At 64.8% G+C, this 19067-nt stretch carries 20 protein-coding genes; 8 read left to right on the plus strand and 12 right to left on the minus strand.

What is annotated here, in order from left to right; all coding sequences use genetic code 11:
* Nucleotides 1–80 precede the first annotated feature (80 nt).
* A complete protein-coding gene (gene cckA / locus ACT2BZ_RS19975) occupies nt 81–2669 on the minus strand; it encodes a cell cycle histidine kinase CckA (RefSeq protein ID WP_457937142.1) in 2589 nt (862 codons plus the stop codon).
* A gap of 224 nt (nt 2670–2893) precedes the next feature.
* Here cckA and ACT2BZ_RS19980 point away from each other — a divergent pair, with 224 nt between their 5' ends.
* Nucleotides 2894–3667: a hypothetical protein gene (locus ACT2BZ_RS19980; protein WP_457937143.1), complete on the plus strand. Its 774-nt coding sequence runs from the start codon at nt 2894–2896 to the stop codon at nt 3665–3667.
* Between the two features lie 70 nt (nt 3668–3737).
* On the opposite strand, the gene dksA is transcribed toward ACT2BZ_RS19980, so the two are convergent.
* A complete protein-coding gene (gene dksA / locus ACT2BZ_RS19985; RefSeq protein WP_457937145.1) occupies nt 3738–4154 on the minus strand; it encodes an RNA polymerase-binding protein DksA in 417 nt (138 codons plus the stop codon).
* A 209-nt stretch (nt 4155–4363) separates the two neighbouring features.
* Between dksA and ACT2BZ_RS19990 the strand changes: the two genes are divergently transcribed.
* The 6 genes from ACT2BZ_RS19990 (at nt 4364) to ACT2BZ_RS20015 (ending at nt 10724) form a co-directional block, all read left to right on the plus strand.
* Nucleotides 4364–4861: a SixA phosphatase family protein gene (locus tag ACT2BZ_RS19990; RefSeq protein WP_457937147.1), complete on the plus strand. Its 498-nt coding sequence runs from the start codon at nt 4364–4366 to the stop codon at nt 4859–4861.
* A gap of 76 nt (nt 4862–4937) precedes the next feature.
* Complete coding sequence (locus tag ACT2BZ_RS19995; RefSeq protein ID WP_457937148.1) at nt 4938–6410, plus strand: YcjX family protein; 1473 nt, start codon at nt 4938–4940, stop codon at nt 6408–6410.
* A complete protein-coding gene (locus tag ACT2BZ_RS20000; protein WP_457937149.1) occupies nt 6407–7510 on the plus strand; it encodes a YcjF family protein in 1104 nt (367 codons plus the stop codon). The genes ACT2BZ_RS19995 and ACT2BZ_RS20000 overlap by 4 nt, the downstream gene beginning before the upstream one ends.
* Nucleotides 7511–7625: 115 nt before the next feature.
* Nucleotides 7626–8180, plus strand: coding sequence for a hypothetical protein (locus ACT2BZ_RS20005; protein WP_457937151.1), 555 nt, complete (start codon nt 7626–7628; stop codon nt 8178–8180).
* A gap of 152 nt (nt 8181–8332) precedes the next feature.
* On the plus strand, nt 8333–10162 hold the full coding sequence (locus ACT2BZ_RS20010; protein WP_457937153.1) for a monovalent cation:proton antiporter-2 (CPA2) family protein: 1830 nt from the start codon (nt 8333–8335) through the stop codon (nt 10160–10162).
* A gap of 13 nt (nt 10163–10175) precedes the next feature.
* Complete coding sequence (locus ACT2BZ_RS20015; protein WP_457937155.1) at nt 10176–10724, plus strand: DUF924 family protein; 549 nt, start codon at nt 10176–10178, stop codon at nt 10722–10724.
* A gap of 150 nt (nt 10725–10874) precedes the next feature.
* On the opposite strand, the gene ACT2BZ_RS20020 is transcribed toward ACT2BZ_RS20015, so the two are convergent.
* The 7 genes from ACT2BZ_RS20020 to folP form a co-directional block, all read right to left on the minus strand.
* On the minus strand, nt 10875–11765 hold the full coding sequence (locus ACT2BZ_RS20020) for a bile acid:sodium symporter family protein (protein ID WP_457937156.1): 891 nt from the start codon (nt 11763–11765) through the stop codon (nt 10875–10877).
* Between the two features lie 136 nt (nt 11766–11901).
* Nucleotides 11902–12888, minus strand: coding sequence for a sterol desaturase family protein (locus tag ACT2BZ_RS20025; protein ID WP_457937158.1), 987 nt, complete (start codon nt 12886–12888; stop codon nt 11902–11904).
* 82 nt (nt 12889–12970) lie between these two features.
* Entirely contained in the window at nt 12971–13393 is a 423-nt protein-coding gene (locus ACT2BZ_RS20030; protein ID WP_457937159.1) for a hypothetical protein, read from the minus strand.
* Between the two features lie 192 nt (nt 13394–13585).
* Complete coding sequence (locus ACT2BZ_RS20035; protein ID WP_457937161.1) at nt 13586–14497, minus strand: agmatinase; 912 nt, start codon at nt 14495–14497, stop codon at nt 13586–13588.
* A 39-nt stretch (nt 14498–14536) separates the two neighbouring features.
* Entirely contained in the window at nt 14537–15052 is a 516-nt protein-coding gene (gene folK / locus ACT2BZ_RS20040; RefSeq protein ID WP_457937162.1) for a 2-amino-4-hydroxy-6-hydroxymethyldihydropteridine diphosphokinase, read from the minus strand.
* A complete protein-coding gene (gene folB / locus ACT2BZ_RS20045; protein ID WP_457937164.1) occupies nt 15036–15395 on the minus strand; it encodes a dihydroneopterin aldolase in 360 nt (119 codons plus the stop codon). Before folB ends, folK begins: the two co-directional genes overlap by 17 nt.
* 6 nt (nt 15396–15401) lie before the next feature.
* A complete protein-coding gene (gene folP, locus ACT2BZ_RS20050) occupies nt 15402–16250 on the minus strand; it encodes a dihydropteroate synthase (protein WP_457937166.1) in 849 nt (282 codons plus the stop codon).
* 147 nt (nt 16251–16397) lie between these two features.
* Here folP and ACT2BZ_RS20055 point away from each other — a divergent pair, with 147 nt between their 5' ends.
* Nucleotides 16398–17027 (plus strand): DUF922 domain-containing Zn-dependent protease, encoded by a 630-nt coding sequence (locus ACT2BZ_RS20055; protein WP_457937167.1) that lies wholly within the window; start codon nt 16398–16400, stop codon nt 17025–17027.
* Between the two features lie 16 nt (nt 17028–17043).
* Here the strand turns inward: ACT2BZ_RS20055 and ACT2BZ_RS20060 are convergent, their stop codons facing one another.
* From ACT2BZ_RS20060 to ACT2BZ_RS20070, 3 genes are all read right to left on the minus strand, one after another.
* Nucleotides 17044–18069: an NAD(P)/FAD-dependent oxidoreductase gene (locus ACT2BZ_RS20060; protein ID WP_457937169.1), complete on the minus strand. Its 1026-nt coding sequence runs from the start codon at nt 18067–18069 to the stop codon at nt 17044–17046.
* Nucleotides 18070–18127: 58 nt separating this feature from the next.
* Nucleotides 18128–18448, minus strand: coding sequence for a 2Fe-2S iron-sulfur cluster-binding protein (locus ACT2BZ_RS20065; protein WP_457937171.1), 321 nt, complete (start codon nt 18446–18448; stop codon nt 18128–18130).
* Between the two features lie 142 nt (nt 18449–18590).
* Nucleotides 18591–18989, minus strand: a complete 399-nt coding sequence (locus ACT2BZ_RS20070) for an Hpt domain-containing protein (RefSeq protein WP_457937173.1) — start codon at nt 18987–18989, stop codon at nt 18591–18593.
* Between the last annotated feature and the right edge of the window lie 78 nt (nt 18990–19067).

Genomic DNA, 19067 nt, shown 5'->3' on the forward strand with positions numbered 1-19067 from the left:
CTTCGTCCGCATGCGCACTGCGGCTCGCCGCTTGCCGCCGGCATGGCGGCAGGCGTGGCGACCCGATTGTAGCGCCCGGCCTATTCGGCCTCCAGCATTTCCTTCACGACGGTCGCCAGCTGCTTCAGCGAGAAGGGCTTCGGCAGGAAGCCGAACTTGGCATCTGCCGGCAGGTTCTTGGCGAAGGCGTCCTCGGCATAGCCGGACACGAAGACGAACTTGATGTCGGGCCGCAGCTTGCGCAGCTCGCCGAGCAGCGTGGGCCCGTCCATTTCCGGCATCACCACGTCGGACACGACGATGTCCACCTTGCCTTCCAGCTCGTGATAGACCTCGAGTGCCTCGACGCCGGACGACGCCTCGTGCACCGTGTAGCCGCGCGAGGTGAGCGCGCGCACGCCACCCATCCGCACGGCGTCCTCGTCCTCGACCAGAAGCACTGTCGCCGAACCGGACAGGTCCTTGGCGGCATCGGCAGCCTTGGCGGCGGCGGCGGCCTCTGGCGTCGGCTTCTTCTCCTCCGGCTCGCCATCAGTCTTGGCGTCCGCGATGTGGCGCGGCAGGAAGATCTGGAAGGTCGAGCCCTTGCCGACCTCGGAATCGCAATAGATGAAACCGCCCGTCTGCTTGATGATGCCATAGACCATCGACAGGCCAAGCCCGGTGCCCTTGCCGACTTCCTTGGTGGTGAAGAATGGCTCGAATATCTGCTTCAACACGTCGGGCGCAATGCCGCTGCCGGTGTCCTCGATCTCCACCACCACATAGTCGGCCGCCACCATCTCGCGGTGGCCAAGCGCGGCGGTATCCTGCGCCAGCAGGTTCTTGGTGCGCACAGTCAGCTCGCCGCCGTCCGGCATGGCGTCGCGCGCGTTGACAGCAAGATTGACGATCACCTGCTCGAACTGGCCGATGTCGACCTTCACCGGCCAGAGGTCACGGCCATGGTCGACCTTCAGCTTGATGTTGTTGCCGACCAGCCGGGCCAGCAGCATGCGCAGGTCGGCCAGCACGTCGGTCAGGCTCAGCACTTCCGGCCGCAGCGTCTGCTTGCGCGAGAAGGCGAGCAACTGCCGCACCAGCGAGGCCGCACGGTTGGCGTTCTGCTTGATGTTCATGATGTCCGGGAAGGACGGATCCGACGGACGGTGATTGGTCAGCAGCAGGTCCGAGGCCATGATGATGGCCGTCAGCACATTGTTGAAGTCGTGCGCGATGCCGCCCGCCAGCTGGCCGACGGCCTGCATCTTCTGGCTTTGGGCCATCTGGCCCTCGAGCGCCTTCTGCTCGGTGGTTTCCACCGCGTAGACGATGGCCGATTCTTCCGCTCCCTCGGCAGTGCCGTCGGCAACCGCGTTGACGTAGTAGCGGATGTGGCGGTCCTCGTTGCCCGGCAAAAGCGTGTCGATCGGCGCGATGTCGGCCTGATGCAGACGGGCCTTCTCCAGCGCGGCGGCGAAAGCCGCGCGGTCGCGCTCGTGAATGACGGTGTCGAGCCGCACCTTGCGGTCGACCGCATCGCGGTCGACAACGGCCGAAAACAGGGACAGGAACGGCGCGTTGGTGCGCAGAATGCGCCCTTCGAGGTCGACCGCCGCAATTGCCATCGGCGTCGAATTGAAGAAGCGCGTGAAGCGGATTTCCGACGCGCGCAGATCCGCCGAGGCGTCCTCGCCCTGCATCCGGTTGAGAACGATCGTGCGCGTCGGTCCATTGATGCCTTCGCGGCTGGCCGAGACACGGTGCATGAAACGCACCGGCAACGCCTCGCCGGTCACTGTCGCCAGGTCGAGGTCGATCACTGCGTTGCGCGTCGTGCCCGGGTCGGCCTTTACCGCCCTGACCAGCGCGATGCCGTCACCGGCGACAATTTCCTTCAGCGTCATCGCGCCGGGCGAAAAACTCGCCAGATCGATGCCCAGCCATTCCGCCAGCGTCGCATTGATATAGGTGAGACGGCCTTCCTGGTCTGCGGAGAAGAAGCCGGCCGGCGCATGGTCGAGATGGTCGATTGCCTTCTGCAGGTCGAGGAAGAAGCGCTCCTGTTCGGCCCTTTCCTTCGAGATGTCGGCCAGCTGCCAGGCCAGCAGCGGCTGGCGCTGCCCCGGCACGTTGAAGGCGCGCGCCCGAGCCCTGTACCAGCGGGCCCCCGGCTCGGCGCCGGGCCGGATCGAATGCGCAAGGCGAAACTCGCCGTCGCCCTCCTGGCCATCGATCAGCCCGGAGGCGAGCCGGTAGATCGTCGAGGACGCCTCCGGCACGTCGGACAGCAGATTCTCCACCGTCTTGATGTCGGCCGCCGACGACGCGCCTGTCATCTCGCCATAGGCCTTGTTGGCATAGACGACCCGTCCCTTGGTGTCGGTGACAAGCAGCCCCTGCCCCATCGAATCGGCAAAGGCTTTAGACAGCTCATCTGTCGTCGAGCGCGGTGCGATCTGCACGAAACCGATGGCGGTGGCAAACAGATAGCCGACACCGATCATGGCCAGGACGCCGAGCATGCCGAGCAGGAACGGATCGCCCAGCCGTTCGCGGAAGATGCCGAAGATGATGGCTGCACCGGTCAAGACCATGATGAACACGATCAGCCGGATGACGGCGCCTGGACGCGTACTCTGATCGACGATCGGAATCGGATAGAAGTCGCCGCGCGTCTCTCGTGCCATTGGAACCTGATTCCCGAAATGGCGGCTCCCCTGCCGCGCCCCGGTTGAATCACATTCTCATGGGCTCGAAAAGGTCTCGCCGGAAAAAGCGCCGGGATAACGCGCCACAACGAAGCCTCCAAGTTTCGGGGAGTCATCTTCACAGGCGCAATGTCAACTTGCAGATGCAGGGTGTACGGGTCTACTGTCGCCCGCGATGTGCGGCGGTAGTCTTGGGGAAGTCAATGCTTGAGTGGATCGAAGGTCTGGCGGGTCCAGCATTTGTTGGCGCAGTCCTTTGGACATTCGCTGCCCTTATCCTCCTCGTCATCGTTCTCGTCATCGTAAAGCTGATACGCAGCATGACGTTTGGCACGTTTGTGGCGGGCGGGCGCAACCGCAAGACGCGGCTCGCGGTCATGGACGCGACCGCCGTGGACAGCCATCGCCGCCTCGTGCTGGTACGCCGCGACGATGTCGAGCATCTTATCCTCATCGGCGGACCGACCGACGTCGTGGTCGAGCGCGAGATCCGCTACGGCCAGTCGCCGCGCCGCTCGGCCTTTACCGCAGACAATGGCGCCGAACCGGCTCCCCGCCCGCGCGTACCCGAACCACAGCCGGCGCGTCCACCTGTCATGGCAAACGCACCGGCGCCGCAACCCGATTACATCCAGCAGCCACCCGTCCATCGCGCACCGCCGCCGCAACCGGCGCGAGCGCCCGAACGGGCTAGGCCTGCGCCGCCGCCGGCACGCGCGCCGAGAGAACAGGCGCCGCCGCCACGCCCGGCGCCGCCGCGCCTGCCACCTGCCAGCATGCCGATCAGCACGGGGGCCGCCAGGGCGCCGAGGCAGCCCACGCATTCAGGCCGCAGCAACAATCTTGACGAGACGCTGCTGAACGAACTCGAAGTGACTTTCGAAGCGCCGCCCCCCAAGGCGGCAAAACCCATCGAGATGACGCTCGACGACGAAATGACCAAGCTTCTCGGCGAACTGGCTAGCCACAAGCGATAGAAGGCGACCACCGACAAACGAAAAAGGCGGCAAATGCCGCCTTTTTCGTTTTCGATGCTGACAAAACCGGTCAGTCGTCGCGATAGACCTTTTCGCGACGCTCGTGCCGCTCCTGGGCCTCGATCGACAAGGTGGCGATCGGGCGGGCGTCGAGACGCTTCAGCGCGATCGGCTCGCCGGTTTCCTCGCAATAGCCGTAGGTCCCCTCGTCGATGCGCTGCAGAGCGGAGTCGATCTTGGAGATCAGCTTGCGCTGACGGTCCCTGGCGCGCAACTCGATGGCGCGGTCCGTCTCGGAGGAGGCCCGGTCCGCGAGATCCGGGTGGTTGGCGTTCTCCTGCTGCAGGATTTCCAGCGTTTCCCGCGCTTCGCGCAGGATGTCGGACTTCCAGGTCACGAGCTTGGCACGGAAGTAGGACTTCTGCCGCTCGTTCATGAATGGTTCGTCGTCGGAGGGCACATAATCGCTTGCAACGACATCGTTCATTCGACTCACCCCATTACCCATTTTTGGCGCCTATATATTCGCGGCTCCAGCACGGCACAAGATCATTTGGCAGTGCAATCACGCATTGTTGCCCTGGTCTTGGCGGGCCCGGGTCGGGTGAGCGCGGCCGGACAAGTGCCGAGAACGGTTGCGCAAAGCGCCTTGCAGAACTAAACCCGCGACAAGGGCGCATCAGCCAGGGAGTTGTCGTGAGCACACTGTATCTGCTGCGTCATGCAAAGGCCGGCTGGGCCCTGCCCGGTGTCCGCGACTTCGACCGGCCACTGGACGAGTCGGGCCATGTCGATGCGGAAGCGACCGGCTCGGCGATGCGCGAACACAACTACGTGCCCGACATAACCCTGTGCTCCAACGCATTGCGGGCACGAGAGACGCTCGAGGGCATCGCCGGGAGCGCCGACACAGGCCGCGTGCTGTTCTTCGACCGTCTCTACAGCGACGATGCGGCCGGTTACCTGTCGCTGGTGCGCGAACACGCCAATTGCGGCTCCGTGCTGGTCATCGGGCACAATCCGATGATGGAAGACCTGGCCTCCGCCCTGGCCGGCGACGGTGATGAAGCGGCACGGGCCGTCCTCAGCCAAGGCTTTCCGACCTCCGGCCTGGCAGTCATCAGCTTCGACAAGGGGCTTGCCCACGCCGCCCCCGGAACGGGTTTTCTCGAGGCATTCCTGACACCCGCCTGACCGCGAGCGCATCGCCACCGTTACAAACCCTGGCTGCAATGCCTATATCGGTCGTTCACGACGAGGGGCAGAATTCTTGGCGACATCGCTGACCAGCTTCACCGACGAGGCACGCATAGCACTGGATACGATGACCGGACGCGCGACCGGTCTGTTTGCGCCCGCCCTCAGGCTCGGCGTCACCGGCCTGTCGCGCGCCGGCAAGACAGTGTTCATCTCATCGCTGGTGCACAACATGGTCCACGGCGGCCGCCTGCCGCTCTTCGAGGCGCAGCGCTCCGGTCGCATCGCCCGCGCCTTTCTCGAGCCGCAGCCTGACGACGCCGTGCCGCGCTTCCAGTACGAGGACCACGTTGCAGCCCTGGTCAAGGATCGCGAATGGCCGGATTCGACGCGGGCCATTTCCGAGCTGCGCCTGACGATCGAGTATGAATCGGCCTCCGGCTGGGGCCGGCTGTTTTCGCGCGGCCGCCTGTCGGTGGATATTGTCGACTATCCCGGGGAATGGCTGCTCGACCTGCCGTTGCTCGGCAAATCCTACGAGGAATTCTCGGCCGACGCCTTCGAAATGGCCGAACTGCCGGTCCGGGCGCAGCTGTCACGTGAATGGCGGGCCCTCTCCGAAGCCGTCGATCCGGCTGCCGACGCGGACGAGACCACGGCCCGCACGCTGGCCGACGCGCTGACGGCCTATCTGCGGGCCTGCAAGCTCGACGAGCGCGCCCTCTCTACCCTGCCGCCCGGCCGCTTTCTCATGCCAGGCGATCTGGAAGGTTCACCAGCGCTGACCTTCGCGCCGCTTCCCAGGCTGCAGGGCCGCCGCGCCCGCTCCGGCTCCCTGCATGCGATGATGAAACGCCGCTACGAGGCCTACAAGACGCATGTCGTGAAGCCGTTCTTTCGCGAGCACATCACCCGGCTCGACCGCCAGATCGTGCTGATCGACGCGATGCAGGCGATGAACGCCGGGCCCGGCGCCATGGCCGACCTGGAACGGGCACTGACCGAAATTCTCGGCTGCTTCCGGCAAGGACACGGCAACCTCCTGACCGACCTCTTCTCGCGCCGCATCGACCGCATCCTCGTCGCGGCCACCAAGGCCGACCACCTGCATCACGAGGCGCATGACCGGCTGCAGGCGATCGTGCGCCGGCTCGCCGACCGCGCCATCAAGCGGGCCAATTTCTCTGGCGCCGAGGTCGAGGTCCTGGCCATGGCGGCGGTACGCGCTACGCGCGAGGGAAGCGTGGAACAAGGCGGCGAAACGCTGCCCGTGATCATCGGAACGCCGCTGAAAGGCGAGACGATCGGCGACGAGACCTTCGACGGAAAGACCGAAACTGCCATATTTCCCGGGGACTTGCCGGCAAGAATTGATTCGGTCTTCGAGGAGTCGACGGAGGCTTCCGATACGCCCGGCCCGGAAGTCCGTTTCGTCCGCTTCCGCCCCCCCAGGCTTGAGCGCACCACCGAGGGCCTGACCCTGTCGCTGCCGCATATCCGGCTCGACCGCGCCCTGCAGTTCCTGGTTGGAGATCACCTCGCATGAACACGCCCAGAAGACCCGCGGCGTTCCGGCTGGAGCCGGAAAAAGCGCCCGAAGAGAAGACGAAGGCCAAGAAGGCAACCGCAAGCCGCAGCCCGCGTGCCGTGACGACCGACCTTGCCGTTGTGACACCCGACAAAGTCGACGTCTTCGACATGGTCGAGGTTGCCGGCGCGGTGCCACCGCCGGCCGAAGCACCGACGCGACGCTCCTGGTTTGCCCGGATTCTGCTCGGGGCGCTGGGAGTGCTCGTCTCGCTGGCGATTGGTCTGTGGACCGACCAGCTGATCCGCGACCTCTTCCAGCGCGCCGAGTGGCTGGGCTGGGTCGCAGCCGGCGCGGCAGCGCTTGCGGTCGCCGCGCTCGGCGTCATCCTGCTGCGCGAAATGCTCGCCGTCGCCCGACTTGCCTCGGTGGAAAAGCTGCGGAACCAGGCACTTGACGCCATTACCCGCAACGACCCGACCGCCGCCGGGAAGGTGGTCACAGAGCTTTCCGCCTTTGTCGCCGCCAAGCCCGAAACCGCGGCAGGCCGGCGCGCGCTTGCCGAATTGAAGGATGACATCATTGACGGGGCCGATCTCGTGCGGATCGCCGAGACCGAGATTCTCGGCCCCCTCGACCGCCGCGCCAAGACGCTGATTCTCGACGCCGCCAAGCGGGTCTCGGTGGTCACGGCCGTCAGTCCGCGGGCACTGGTCGACATCGTCTATGTGCTGTTCGAAGCCGGACGTCTGATCCGCCGCCTGTCGGAGCTTTATGGCGGAAGGCCCGGGACGCTTGGCTTCTTCCGCCTGGCGCGCGGCGTGCTGGCCCATCTGGCAGTTACCGGCGCGATCGCGGCGGGCGACGACATCGTGCACCAGATCGTCGGCCAAGGGCTGGCTGCCCGCCTCTCTGCCAAGCTCGGCGAAGGCGTCGTTAACGGCATGATGACGGCGCGGATCGGCGTCGCGGCAATGGAAGTCACCCGACCCCTGCCATTCTCTGCCGAAAAACGTCCCGGCATGACGGAATTCCTGTCCGTTCTGGCGTCGTTCTCCGGGAAAAAGGCGGAAAATTCCGCGAAAACCAGCGAGAATTCCGGCAAAACACGGGGCTGATGCGCCCCTGCGGAAATTTGAAGCGGGGGCGCCGCCGGAGAGGTTCCGTTAACCATTTCTGGGCATGTTCTGGGGAAAGTTTTCCAGTCGAAATTCGTAGCCCGGGTGTCTCTCGATGAAGCGTGCAATCCTGTCCGTAGTCCTGCCGCTTGCAGCATCGGCCGCCCTCCTCCCCGCAACGACTGCGAGCACCATCGGCGCGGAGCGCGACAGTGCCTTCTTCCAGTCGATCGAGGGTGACTGGACCGGACCGGGCGAAATCGTTGCCGGGAAATACAAGGGCACCAAGTTCGTCTGCAATTTCGCCGGCACGACTCCCGACCGCAAGCTCGGCATGACGCTCGACGGCGGGTGCCGCGTCGGCGTGTTCACGCAGAAGATGTCGGCCACCGTCACCCAGAGCAGCAAGTCCGGCTACAGAGGCACCTTCATGGACGGCGCCGTCGGCTCCGGCCTCGATATCGTTTCGGGCAAGGTGCAGGACGGCCGCAAGGTGGTCTTCAACATCCACCGCAACGAGCTGCGCGGCATCATGCAGGCGAGGCTCGCCGACGAGAACACCATGACGGTCACCGTTTCGGTGCGCGTCGAGAAAACCATGGTGCCGGTGATCGGCGTCAACCTGAAGCGCGTCGACACGACCGCCGTGGGCTCCATCGCGCAGAAGTAGGCGCTGGCGGCACTCCGCCGTCGCCATTTGGCAACATCCGATATCGCAAAGGCCTGCCGGCCTGTTCGCCGGCGGGTTGCGTCCCTATCTTGCCGGTTCTATCCCAGTCGAAGTGCGCGAGACCTCGCGCGCCTCAAGCATGGATCGGCAACATGGCGGCTGAAGTCTCTGGCAGCAATCTGGTCGAGGTGGTGGCTCTGCTGACGGCGGGCGTCGTCGCCGTGCCGATCTTCCGGCGCATGGGCCTCGGCTCGATCCTCGGCTACCTCGCCGCCGGGCTGGTGATCGGTCCCTTCGGCATCGGCATCTTCTCCGAGCCCGAATCCATCCTGCACGTCGCCGAGCTCGGCGTCGTGATGTTCCTGTTCATCATCGGCCTGGAGATGCAGCCGTCGCGGCTGTGGAGCCTGAAGCGCGAGATATTTGGCCTCGGCACGTTGCAGGTCGCGGTCTGCGCGGCGCTGCTGACCGGCATCGGCGTGTCGACCGGCTTTCCGATCAGCGTCTCCTTCGTGGCCGGCGCCGGCTTCGTGCTGACCTCGACCGCCATCGTCATGCAGATCCTAGAAGAGCGCGGCGACACGACGTCGCCAAAGGGCCAGCGGATCGTCTCGATACTGCTGTTCGAGGACCTGGCGATCGTGCCGCTGCTGGCGCTCGTCGCCTTCCTGGCGCCGGGAGGCGAGGAAATGAGCCTGTCGGAGCGGCTGGTCGACGTCGGCATCGGGCTCGGCTCGATCGTCGGACTGGTGGTCGCCGGCCGCTACCTGCTCAACCCGCTGTTTCGCCTGCTTGCCGATTCGCGCGCCCGCGAGGTGATGACCGCCGCCGCGCTTCTGGTGGTGCTCGGCTCCGCGCTCGCCATGCAGCTTGGCGGCCTGTCGATGGCCATGGGTGCCTTCCTGGCCGGTGTTCTCTTGTCTGAATCGACCTTCCGCCATCAGCTCGAGGCCGATATCGAACCCTTCCGCGGCATCCTGCTCGGTCTGTTCTTCATGGCCGTCGGCATGTCGCTCGACCTCGCCGTCGTTGCCGAGAACTGGGCCGCCATCGCCTTCTACGTCGTCGCCTACATGGTGGTGAAGGCGCTCGGAATCTACCTCGTGGCGCGGCTGAAATCCGGCCACCGCGAAGCACTCGACCGCGCTGTCGTCATGGCCCAGGGCGGCGAGTTCGCCTTCGTGCTCTATTCCTCGGCGCTGTCGGTCGGCATCATCGACGGCGAGGCCAACGCCATCCTAACGGCGATCATCATCATCTCGATGGTGCTGACGCCGTTGGCGATCGCGGTGCTGCGCCAGATCACGCCGAAGGACGAGCAGACCCTCGAGGGCGTCGACATCGCCGACGGGCTGAACGGCAGCGTGCTGATCATCGGCTTTGGCCGCTTCGGCCAGATCGTCAGCCAGCCGCTGCTGCTCAGGGGAATCGACGTCTCGATCATCGACAACGACGTCGAGATGATCCAGGCGGCGGCCGATTTCGGCTTCAAGGTCTATTACGGCGACGGCACCCGGCTCGATATCCTGCATGCCGCCGGCGCCGGCCGCGCCCGCGCCGTGCTCATCTGCGTCGACAAGGCCGAGGCGTCGATCCGCATCGCCGAGCACATGAAGAGCGAATATCCTTTCGTGCCGGTGCTGGCGCGCGCCTATGACCGCGGCGCGGCCATCGGCCTGATCGGCGCCGGCGTCGACTTCCAGATCCGCGAGACATTCGAATCGGCGCTGCTGTTCGGCGGCGCGACGCTTGAAAAGCTCGGCGTCACCCAGGAAGAGGTGGCCGAGGTGATCGAGGACGTGCGGCGCCGCGACGCCGAACGGCTCGAGCTGCAGATCGCCGGCGACATCCAGTCCGGCAGGCGCCTGATGAAGGGCAACATCCCTGAACCGGTGCCGACGCCGCTGACCCAGCCGAAACGGCCGGGCCAGGCAATGAATGAAGGAGCGGCCGATGCACTCGGCAAGGCCGCTGCCGACTGAGGAGGAGAAAAGCATGCAGGAACTCGACCCGAGAGCGGCGAAAGTCGTCAAATTCTGGCGCGACGCCGGCCCCGAGGCCTGGTTCCGCAAGGATGCAGAATTCGACCGGACCTTCCACGACGAATTCAGGGAACTCCATTTCGCCGCCGCGCGCCGCGATTTGGACGACTGGGCGACGCATCCGGAGAGTGCGCTGGCGCTGATGATCCTTCTCGACCAGTTCCCGCGCAACTGCTTCCGCGGCACCGCCCACATGTTCGCCACCGACCCGCTGGCCAGGTTTTTTGCGCACAAGGCGCTCGACGCCGGCCTCGACCAGCAGGTCGACAAGCAGCTTCGCGTCTTCTTCCTGCTGCCCTTCGAGCATTCGGAAAACCTCGCCGACCAGCATCTCTGCGTCGAAAAGACAGAGCCGCTCGGCGAGGAACTGATAAAATACGCCGTGCTTCACCGCGACATCATCCAGCGTTTCGGCCATTTTCCGCACCGCAACGCGGTGCTCGGCCGCGAGACCTCGCCCGACGAACAGGCCTTCCTCGATGCCGGCGGCTTCTCTGGTTGAATGCCGGCGGTCCGATGGCGGCTACGAGCCGCCGTTATCCGCGACCGTCTGGTTGCTGTGCCGCCACCATCTCGGCGAGATGACGAAGCTGGGCCACAGGAAAGACGTCAGGACGGCAGGCAGGCTGCGCGGTGAAGCGTCAGTCGGCCCCTAGCGGCTTGCCTGATCGACTGTTGCCGCCCTCGCGGTCGACAGAGGCTTCCGCGTGCGATTGAGCCACCATACGAACAGGCCTCCGACGAAATAGGAGATAAGGCCGTAGGCCGCCGGCGGTATCGCCATCTCGGCATTGTTCAGCATGTGCTCGCTCATCGCCAGGGCAATGACGAGTGCCGCATTGTGCAAGCCGATCGACATTGACAGCGCGACGGCTTCCCGCCGCTCGATGTTGAGCACTCTGGGCACCCAGAAGCCTACCGAAATGCTCGCCACGCTGAAGGCAAGCGCAAGCACCCCGACCGTGGGGCCCCATTCCACCAGCAGGCGCCACTGCCCGATGAGCGCGACGAGCACCACCGTCGCAAGAAAAAGACTGGCCAACAGTTTCACGGGCTTTTCGAGGCGTTCCGCAAAGACAGGAAACCGCCTATGGATGAACGCGCCGATGAGGGCTGGAACGATGGCAATGGCAAAGATCTGGAGAACCTGGTGGAGTTGCAGCCTGACGGCGCCGTCCTCACCGTAGAACGCCAGCAGCGACAGGTTGGCGATGATGGGCAACGTCACGATCGAGAGCAGTGAACTGACCGCTGTGAGCGAGATGCTGAGCGCGACGTTGCCACCTGCAAGATGTGTGAAGAGCGTCGCAGAAGTTCCACCGGGACTCGCGGCAAGCAGCATCATTCCAACGCAGATGGCAGGTGGCAGGTTGGAAAAGTAGACGAGCACGAAACACAGGCCCGGCAAGACTACCACCTGGCAGAAGAGGCCGACCAGCACCGGCCAGGGCCGCGCGAGGACCCGGGCGAAATCCTCGAGCTTGAGCGATAGCCCCAGCCCCAGCATGATGATGCAGAGCGCAACCGGCAGGCCGATGCTCAATGTCGCACTAGATTGCATTCGCCAACTCCGATGGTCGAACACAGTCTAGCGTCAAGTCCTTACAAGACCCTGAACCACACCCCGGTCGCATTTGCCGGGGTCTCAACGCTCGCGCAATCCCTCCGGGTCGCAGCGGCTACTCAGCAGGCTGGACCCTGCCGGCTGATCCGTCATTCTTCGCCACCAGGTCGGGCAATCCCGGCATGCCCGACTGATCCGGATGCTTGCGGACATACTGCGCCTTCAGATCCCAGGACGTCTTGCGGCTGCCATCGTGGCTCCATCCCGGCTCCGCGAACATGTACATCAGCCGCTCGCGCAGCGTGAGACCCGGTTTCGCCATGTCCTTGAAGATCGAGATCCACTCGTGAAATGCCACGAAGAAAAGGTTGAACGTGCCGATGTTCTGGACGAGCCCGTATTTTGGCACGTCTTCCTCGCGCTCTTCGACGAAGGTGCCGAAGATGCGGTCCCAGATGATGAGGACCGCGGCGTAGTTGGCGTCGAGATATCTCGGGTTGTTGGAATGGTGCACGCGGTGATGCGACGGCGTGTTCAGGACGAACTCTATCGGCTTCCACAACTTGCCGACGGTCTCGGTGTGAACGAAGAACTGGTAGGTGAGATTGATGCCGCCGACGAACAGGATCAGCAGAGGGTGGAAGCCCAGCCACGCCAGCGGCAGATAGAGCAGGAACGAGCCGGTGAAGATCGTGGTCCAGGGCTGGCGCAGGGCGGTCGTGAAGTTGAAGTGCTGGCTGGAATGATGGTTGACGTGATCGGCCCACCACCAGCGGATGCGGTGCAGTCCGGCGTGGTAGACGTAGCGACGGAAGTCATCCAGCACGAAGCACAGCACCGCCGACCACCAGGTGATGCCCGGGTCGAAAATCCGGTAGCTGTAGGCCCATTGCATCATGGCGATGAGCACCACGGCGTAGATGATGCCTGTGGCGACGTTGCCGACCCCCATGAGAAGGCTGGTCATGGCATCCCTGCGCTCGTACTGGCCCTTTGCCTTGCCGAGGCAGAAGAGGCCGAACTCGATCAGAATCCCGATGATGTAGAGGGGTATCGCCAGTTGCCCCGTATTGGGCAATTGGATATCCGCCAGACTGTCCATTCCAGACTCCGCGCCACACTATTAAGCATAGTATGCCCCATTGAACTCCCATACGGAAGCGCAAGCGCGGGTCAGACTGACGCTATGTTGTCTGTATTGGGTCGCGTGCGGCGCCAAGCAAGTCCAGAACAAGATCGCGTTCTGCACTATCCGAAAATTCGAACCGCATGGGACGCAACGCCACTTCATTGAAGCGGACCCTCAGTGCGCTTTCGGCCTCCGGCACGGCCTCTCTGATATCGGCCGGCCGCAGCTGGCGGACGACGAACCGGTCGCCCATCCCGGACACGAAGCCGGCCGGCCCGGAGGTCATTGCCACGAATGCAGCGCGCCGGTCAGCCGTCAGCACGACCCGCGACACTTCGGAAGCATCCAGTTCGGGATACTCCCGGCAGAGCTGGTCGACCGCTTGCGTCTCGGATTCCAGCTGGCCCGATGGCGGTGTCCTGGCGAAGCGCAGCAGAAGGTCGATAAGGACAAGACCGCCGACGATCAGCACGACCAAGAGAATTGGGTTCATGATTCATCCCGGCTGGACGGACAAGGCTGGGCGGCGAGACAGACGAAATCATCATCCGAGAATTCTGATTCTCCTCCGGAGACACCCGTTCGACGCGCAGGTACCGGAGCCAATCTACAGCCATCATGTCTCGATTCAAGCCGTGTCAGGATGCACCCGCGAGGCGCCCCCGGCGCGTCAGGCCTGGCGGACGATCCTGCCGATCACGTTGACCAGTATGCGGGCCGCCGTCAGAGCCGAGATTCCGTCCAGGTCGGCGGGCGGATAGAGTTCGACCAGGTCGAAGCCGGCGATGCGTCCGCGCCTGCCGGCCGCATCGATCAGGTCGATGACCTGCAGGTAGCTGAGGCCGCCCGGCGTGCGGGCGGAGACACCGGGCATCACGCTTGGGTCGAGACCATCGCAGTCAAGCGTGACGACGATGCTTGCACCTTCCGGGATATGGCAGATCGCGGCTTCGACGCCATGCGCATGAATCTCCCGCGACGCGACGATGCTTGCGCCGTAGCGCCTAGCGTCCTCCAGCTCTGCATAGCGCGCGCTGCCGAGGCCGCGCATGCCGACCTGAACGATGCCGGCGACATGGCCCATCTCGCTGGCGCGCCGCATCGGGCTCGAATAGCCGAAGCACTCGCCATGGACTTCATCGCGCCAGTCGATATGGGCGTCGATCTGCAGGATCCAGACCGGGCCGGTTTCCGCAAAACCGGCAAGGAAGGGAATCGGCACGGAATCGTCGCCGCCGATCATCAGCGGAATGGCGCCCGCCGCCAGGATGTCGCGCGTATTCGTCTCGATGAGGGCCCGGTTGCCGGCATTGGCGCCCGGCTCTGTGGGTAGGTCGCCGATATCGACGCAGCACGGCGCTTGGCCGGCAAAGAGCGGACCGTCGAGATCGAAATCCCAGTTGCCTACGAGACCGGCGTCTTCCAGGCTCGCCGCACGGATTTCCGCCGCGGCACGGTCGTGGCCGCTGCTGTCCTCACCGGGATAATCGCTGCCATGTGGCGCGCCGAAAAGCACGATGCGTGGAGCTGCACCGCTCGGGAGGGTCTCCGGGAAGCCAAGGAAACTTGCCGATTTCGTCATTAGCCATTCCCTGTTCGAGGGCAATCGCAGGCGGCGATGCTAGGCCTTCCACCAGTCACGACCGCGCGGCAGCCGCTCGATGCCGGCCGTGTCGGCGCCGGCCAGATGGTCGGCGAGGCGCTTGCCTCCGGCCATGAAGTCGGGCGCGATCTCGGCCAGCGGCACCAGCACGAAGGCACGCTCAAGCATGCGCGGGTGCGGAATCTCCAGACCCTCCTCGTGCACCGTCAGGTCGCCGAACACCAGTATGTCGATATCGATCAGGCGCGGGCCCCAGCGTTCTTCACGGACCCGTTTCAGCCGGCGCTCGGCGTCGAGGCAAAGGTCGAGCAGGCCGCGCGGCGTCAGCCCAGTCGAGACTTCGGCGGCGGCGTTGAGGAAATCCGGCTGGTCCAGCTTGCCCCATGGCGGCGTCCGGTAGAGCGAGGAGACCGCGACCACCTCGGTCCCGGAATCCGCATCGAGCATGCGCAGCGCAGCCCCCATCGAGGCTGCGGGGTCGCCAAGATTGCCGCCGAGGCTGAGATAGGCGGTGTGCCTATTGCGGCCAGACAACGGTCACCTCGACATGATCCAGCACGCCCGGAACCGGTGCATTTGGCTTCCTGACGGTGATCTCGGCGCGCTTGATCTGTGGGAAGCGCGCGGTGAGTGCCTTGCCGACCTCGAGCGCCAGTGCCTCGATCAGGAACCGGCGCTCGCCGGTAATGATGGCTTCGATGACCTGGAAGGCATCGCCGTAATTGACGGTGCCCTCGATTGCATCCTCTTCCAGCGCCCTGCCCGGGTCGACGGTCAGCGCCGCGTCGACGTAGAAGCGCTGGCCGAGCCGCTCCTCCTCGTCATGCACGCCGTGGCGGGCGAAGAAGGCGCAATTGGTCATGCGGATCAGGTACATAAGGGCTCAGCTTTCGGCGGCGTGCGGTTCGCGGGCGAGCATAGCATCCGCGAAGGCCAGTGCGTCCATGTTGATTGCGACATTGTGGACCCGGAAAAGGTCGGCGCCCTTGAGGCGCAGGATCGCGCTGGTGGCCGCCGTGCCGACGTCGCGCGCATCGCCCTCGCGCCCGGTGACATGGCCGACGAAGCGCTTGCGCGACGTGCCGGCCATCAGCGGGTAGCCCAGCGCGGAGAGTTCGCCGAAGCGGGCCATCACTTGCAGGTTCTCCTCCGAATCCTTGGCGAATCCGAAGCCGGGATCGAGCACGATGCTGTCGTCGGCAATGCCGGCATGGCGGGCGACTTCAAGCGACTTCGACAGGAAGGCGAACTGGTCGGCGATGACGTCGGGCAGTTTCTCGCGTTCTCGCCCGGTGTGCATGATGACGAGGCCCGCACCGGTTTCGGCGGCGACGCGCGCGATGCCCTGCTCGCGCTGCAGGCCCCAGACATCGTTGACGATATGGGCGCCGGCGGCAACCGCGAGCCGCGCCGTCTCCTCGCGATAGGTGTCGACCGAGATCAGCGCGGCGCCGTCTGCCGCGAGCGCCTCGATGATCGGCAGGATGCGGGCCTGCTCCTCGGCGGCGCTGACCGGCTCGGCGCCCGGCCTCGTCGATTCACCGCCGACATCGACGATCGCGGCGCCCTCGGCCAGCATGGCGCGTGCCTGCGTTAGCGCGGCATCCGCGGAGAAGAATCTGCCGCCATCCGAAAAGCTGTCGGGCGTGACGTTGAGCACGCCCATGACGATGGCCCTGGGGCCAAGTTCGAGCTGGCGGCCATGCGCCAGCATCCATCGTTTCGTCGTCATCGCGCCAACCGGGTTTCAGGTCGCGGACCCATGCCGCCTACATGACGGAAAATCAACGGCTTTCGCGCGAAATCGTCACCTGCGGCCAAGCGCATCGGGGCGCCGATTTCCATTGCGCGCGGACGCCGGCTGGCGCAAGTTCGTCCAATGAGGCCACTTCACATCAAGACCGTCGCACTTGCGGCCTGCCTGGCAGGGCTCGCCGCCCTGCCCTCGGCCGCCGCCAATTTGTCAAAGACTTACAGCTACTTCACCGTCGGCGGCACGACGCTGGAACAGCTCGAGATCGAGCTGGACACGCGCGGGCCGCAGGTCAAGAGCACCGGAAGGCGGCACCCCGGCGCAACCCAGATGGAATTCTCGACCCGGGTCACCTACGACGACAAGGGCAGCTACTGCCGAATCGCCAAGGCGACCGTTACGGTCAAGGCGCGCATGATCCTGCCGCGCTGGCGCCAGCGCAGCAAGGCGGCAGCGGACGTGCGCGTGATCTGGGACACGCTGGCGGCCGACATCAAGCGCCACGAGGAAAGCCACGTGGTGATCGCCAGGACGCATGCGCGCGAAATGGAGATGGAACTGGAGAAGCTGCGCCGTCAGAAGACCTGCAGCAGGCTGGCCGAGGACGCCAAGGCGGTCAACGCCAGGATCCTTGCCAAGCACGACAAGGCGCAGGAGCGTTTCGACCGCGTCGAGGGCATCAATTTCGAGCGCCGCATGCTCAGGCTGCTGCGCTACCGCATCGAGCGCATCGACAACGGCCAGTTGCCCGGCTGAGCCTGGGCATGCGCCGCTAGGCGACGCCGAGCTTCTTCTGCAGGCTGGTCGAGGACGTGGTGTACTGGAAGACCACGCGTTCGCCGGGACTGACAATGCGTTTTGCCGCCTGAGCCATCAGCGCTACCTCGTGAAAACCCGACAGGATGAGCTTCAGCTTGCCGGGGTACCAGTTGATGTCGCCAACCGCGAAGATGCCGGGGATCGAGGTCTCGAATTTCTCGGTGTCCACGGGAATCAGGTTTTCGTGCAGGTTGAGGCCCCATTCGGCGATTGGCCCGAGCTTCATGGTCAGGCCGAAGAAGGGCAGCATGCGTGTGCAGGGCACTTCCGTATCGCCATGCGGCCCCTTGATGGTCGCCGAGGTGAGCTTGCCGTCCTCGCCCGTCAGGCCAGTCACCTGGCCGACCAGGAATTCGAGCTCCTCCATCTCCTGCATGGCGTACATCTTGTTGACGCTGTCGGGCGCGGCGCGGAATTCGGGCCGGCGGTGAACAAGCGTCACGCTCTTGGCGATCGGCTGCAGGTTGAGCGTCCAGTCGAGCGCGGAATCGCCACCGCCGACGATGACGAGGTCGTGGCCGCGGAACTCCTCCATGCGGCGCACGGAATAGAAGACGCTCTCGCCCTCAAAGGCCTCGATGCCGGGGATCGGCGGGCGCTTGGGCTGGAATGAACCGCCGCCGGCAGCGATGACGACGATCTTCGCCTCGAAGATCTCGCCCTCGTCGGTGGTGACCCGGAAGGAACCATCCTCCAGCTTCTCGAGGCCGGAAACCATGCGGTTGAAGGTGAATTGCGGGTTGAACGGCTTGATCTGCTCCATCAGCCGGTCGACCAGTTCCTGCGCCGAGACGGAAGGCAGCGCCGGAATGTCGTAGATCGGTTTTTCGGGATAGAGCTCGGCGCACTGGCCACCCGGCCGGTCGAGAATGTCGATCAGGTGGCACTTCATGTCGAAAAGGCCGAGTTCGAAGACGGCGAACAGGCCGACAGGCCCTGCCCCGACAATCAGAACGTCGGTCTTGGTGACTTCGCTCATCGTGCGCCCTCCCGGCGATTTCGCCCGCTAGCCGCTCTATGGCCTCGCAGGCAGCGTATCAGCCCTGCCGTTCGGGCACCTCGACGACGAGGCCGTCGAGCGCGTCGCGCACCTTGATCTGGCAAGACAGTCGCGAGTTTGGCCGGACGTCGTAGGCAAAGTCCAGCATGTCTTCTTCCATGGCCTCGGGCTCGCCGACCTCAGCCGTCCAGGCCTCGTCGACATAGACATGGCATGTCGCGCAGGCGCAGGCGCCGCCGCATTCCGCCTCGATGCCGGGCACCGCATTTCGGATGGCGTTCTCCATGACGGTCGAGCCGTTCTCGGCGTCGACGTCGAAGCGCGTGCCGTCATGCGTAACGAAGGAGATTTTGGTCATTGAGGATCCTGAGACTTGGCATTCCGAGATAATGACTCCGCGCCGCGAGTCAACTGTTGCGCGAAAACGCCGCGGGAGGGCGCAATTGCGTTGCCCCGCCCCACATGGGCGAGCGGCAAGGCGTCGAGGCGGTGAGAAAGGGCTAGCGGTTGATGGCGGCGATGAAGTCGCGCACCTCGTCAATGAGGCGCGAAAGCCGGCGCTCGGCCTGACGGTCGGCGGGATTGTCCTCGATCGCTTCGGCGCAGCGCCCTATCGCGGCAGCACCGACGCTTCTGGCCGAGCCCTTCAACGAATGGGCAAGCTGCTTGCGTGCCTTGACGTCGGCATGAGCGAGTTGGTCGCGTACGGACAGCACCTGATCGACGAACAGGCTGAGCACTTCGCGCTCGAGTTCGCGATCGCCCATGGTCTGGCGGGCGAGATGGGCCAGGTCGATGGGACGCGCCGGCGCGGTGTCGGAAACCTCCCCGCCCGGCATCTGAAATGCCACGGCATCATTCTTGTTAAGGGCAGCCAAGGGAACCTCCGGGACACGCATGACACTGCCCGAGGGTAAGTCTTTTAACGTGGACAAGGGGTTAACCGGGCGACGTCCGGGGCGGGCTAAAATCCGCCG

The sequence above is a fragment of the Mesorhizobium sp. 10J20-29 genome (assembly GCF_054130485.1).

Bases quoted from the DNA above. Each gene is read 5' to 3' on its own strand.
- cckA (WP_457937142.1), bottom strand. From the start codon at position 2,669: ATGGCACGAGAGACGCGCGGCGACTTCTATCCGATTCCGATCGTCGAT.
- ACT2BZ_RS19980 (WP_457937143.1), top strand. From the start codon at position 2,894: ATGCTTGAGTGGATCGAAGGTCTGGCGGGTCCAGCATTTGTTGGCGCA.
- dksA (WP_457937145.1), bottom strand. From the start codon at position 4,154: ATGAACGATGTCGTTGCAAGCGATTATGTGCCCTCCGACGACGAACCA.
- ACT2BZ_RS20000 (WP_457937149.1), top strand. From the start codon at position 6,407: ATGAACACGCCCAGAAGACCCGCGGCGTTCCGGCTGGAGCCGGAAAAA.
- ACT2BZ_RS20005 (WP_457937151.1), top strand. From the start codon at position 7,626: ATGAAGCGTGCAATCCTGTCCGTAGTCCTGCCGCTTGCAGCATCGGCC.
- ACT2BZ_RS20010 (WP_457937153.1), top strand. From the start codon at position 8,333: ATGGCGGCTGAAGTCTCTGGCAGCAATCTGGTCGAGGTGGTGGCTCTG.
- ACT2BZ_RS20015 (WP_457937155.1), top strand. From the start codon at position 10,176: ATGCAGGAACTCGACCCGAGAGCGGCGAAAGTCGTCAAATTCTGGCGC.
- ACT2BZ_RS20025 (WP_457937158.1), bottom strand. From the start codon at position 12,888: ATGGACAGTCTGGCGGATATCCAATTGCCCAATACGGGGCAACTGGCG.
- ACT2BZ_RS20035 (WP_457937161.1), bottom strand. From the start codon at position 14,497: ATGACGAAATCGGCAAGTTTCCTTGGCTTCCCGGAGACCCTCCCGAGC.
- folB (WP_457937164.1), bottom strand. From the start codon at position 15,395: ATGTACCTGATCCGCATGACCAATTGCGCCTTCTTCGCCCGCCACGGC.
- folP (WP_457937166.1), bottom strand. From the start codon at position 16,250: ATGACGACGAAACGATGGATGCTGGCGCATGGCCGCCAGCTCGAACTT.
- ACT2BZ_RS20055 (WP_457937167.1), top strand. From the start codon at position 16,398: ATGAGGCCACTTCACATCAAGACCGTCGCACTTGCGGCCTGCCTGGCA.
- ACT2BZ_RS20060 (WP_457937169.1), bottom strand. From the start codon at position 18,069: ATGAGCGAAGTCACCAAGACCGACGTTCTGATTGTCGGGGCAGGGCCT.
- ACT2BZ_RS20065 (WP_457937171.1), bottom strand. From the start codon at position 18,448: ATGACCAAAATCTCCTTCGTTACGCATGACGGCACGCGCTTCGACGTC.
- ACT2BZ_RS20070 (WP_457937173.1), bottom strand. From the start codon at position 18,989: ATGCGTGTCCCGGAGGTTCCCTTGGCTGCCCTTAACAAGAATGATGCC.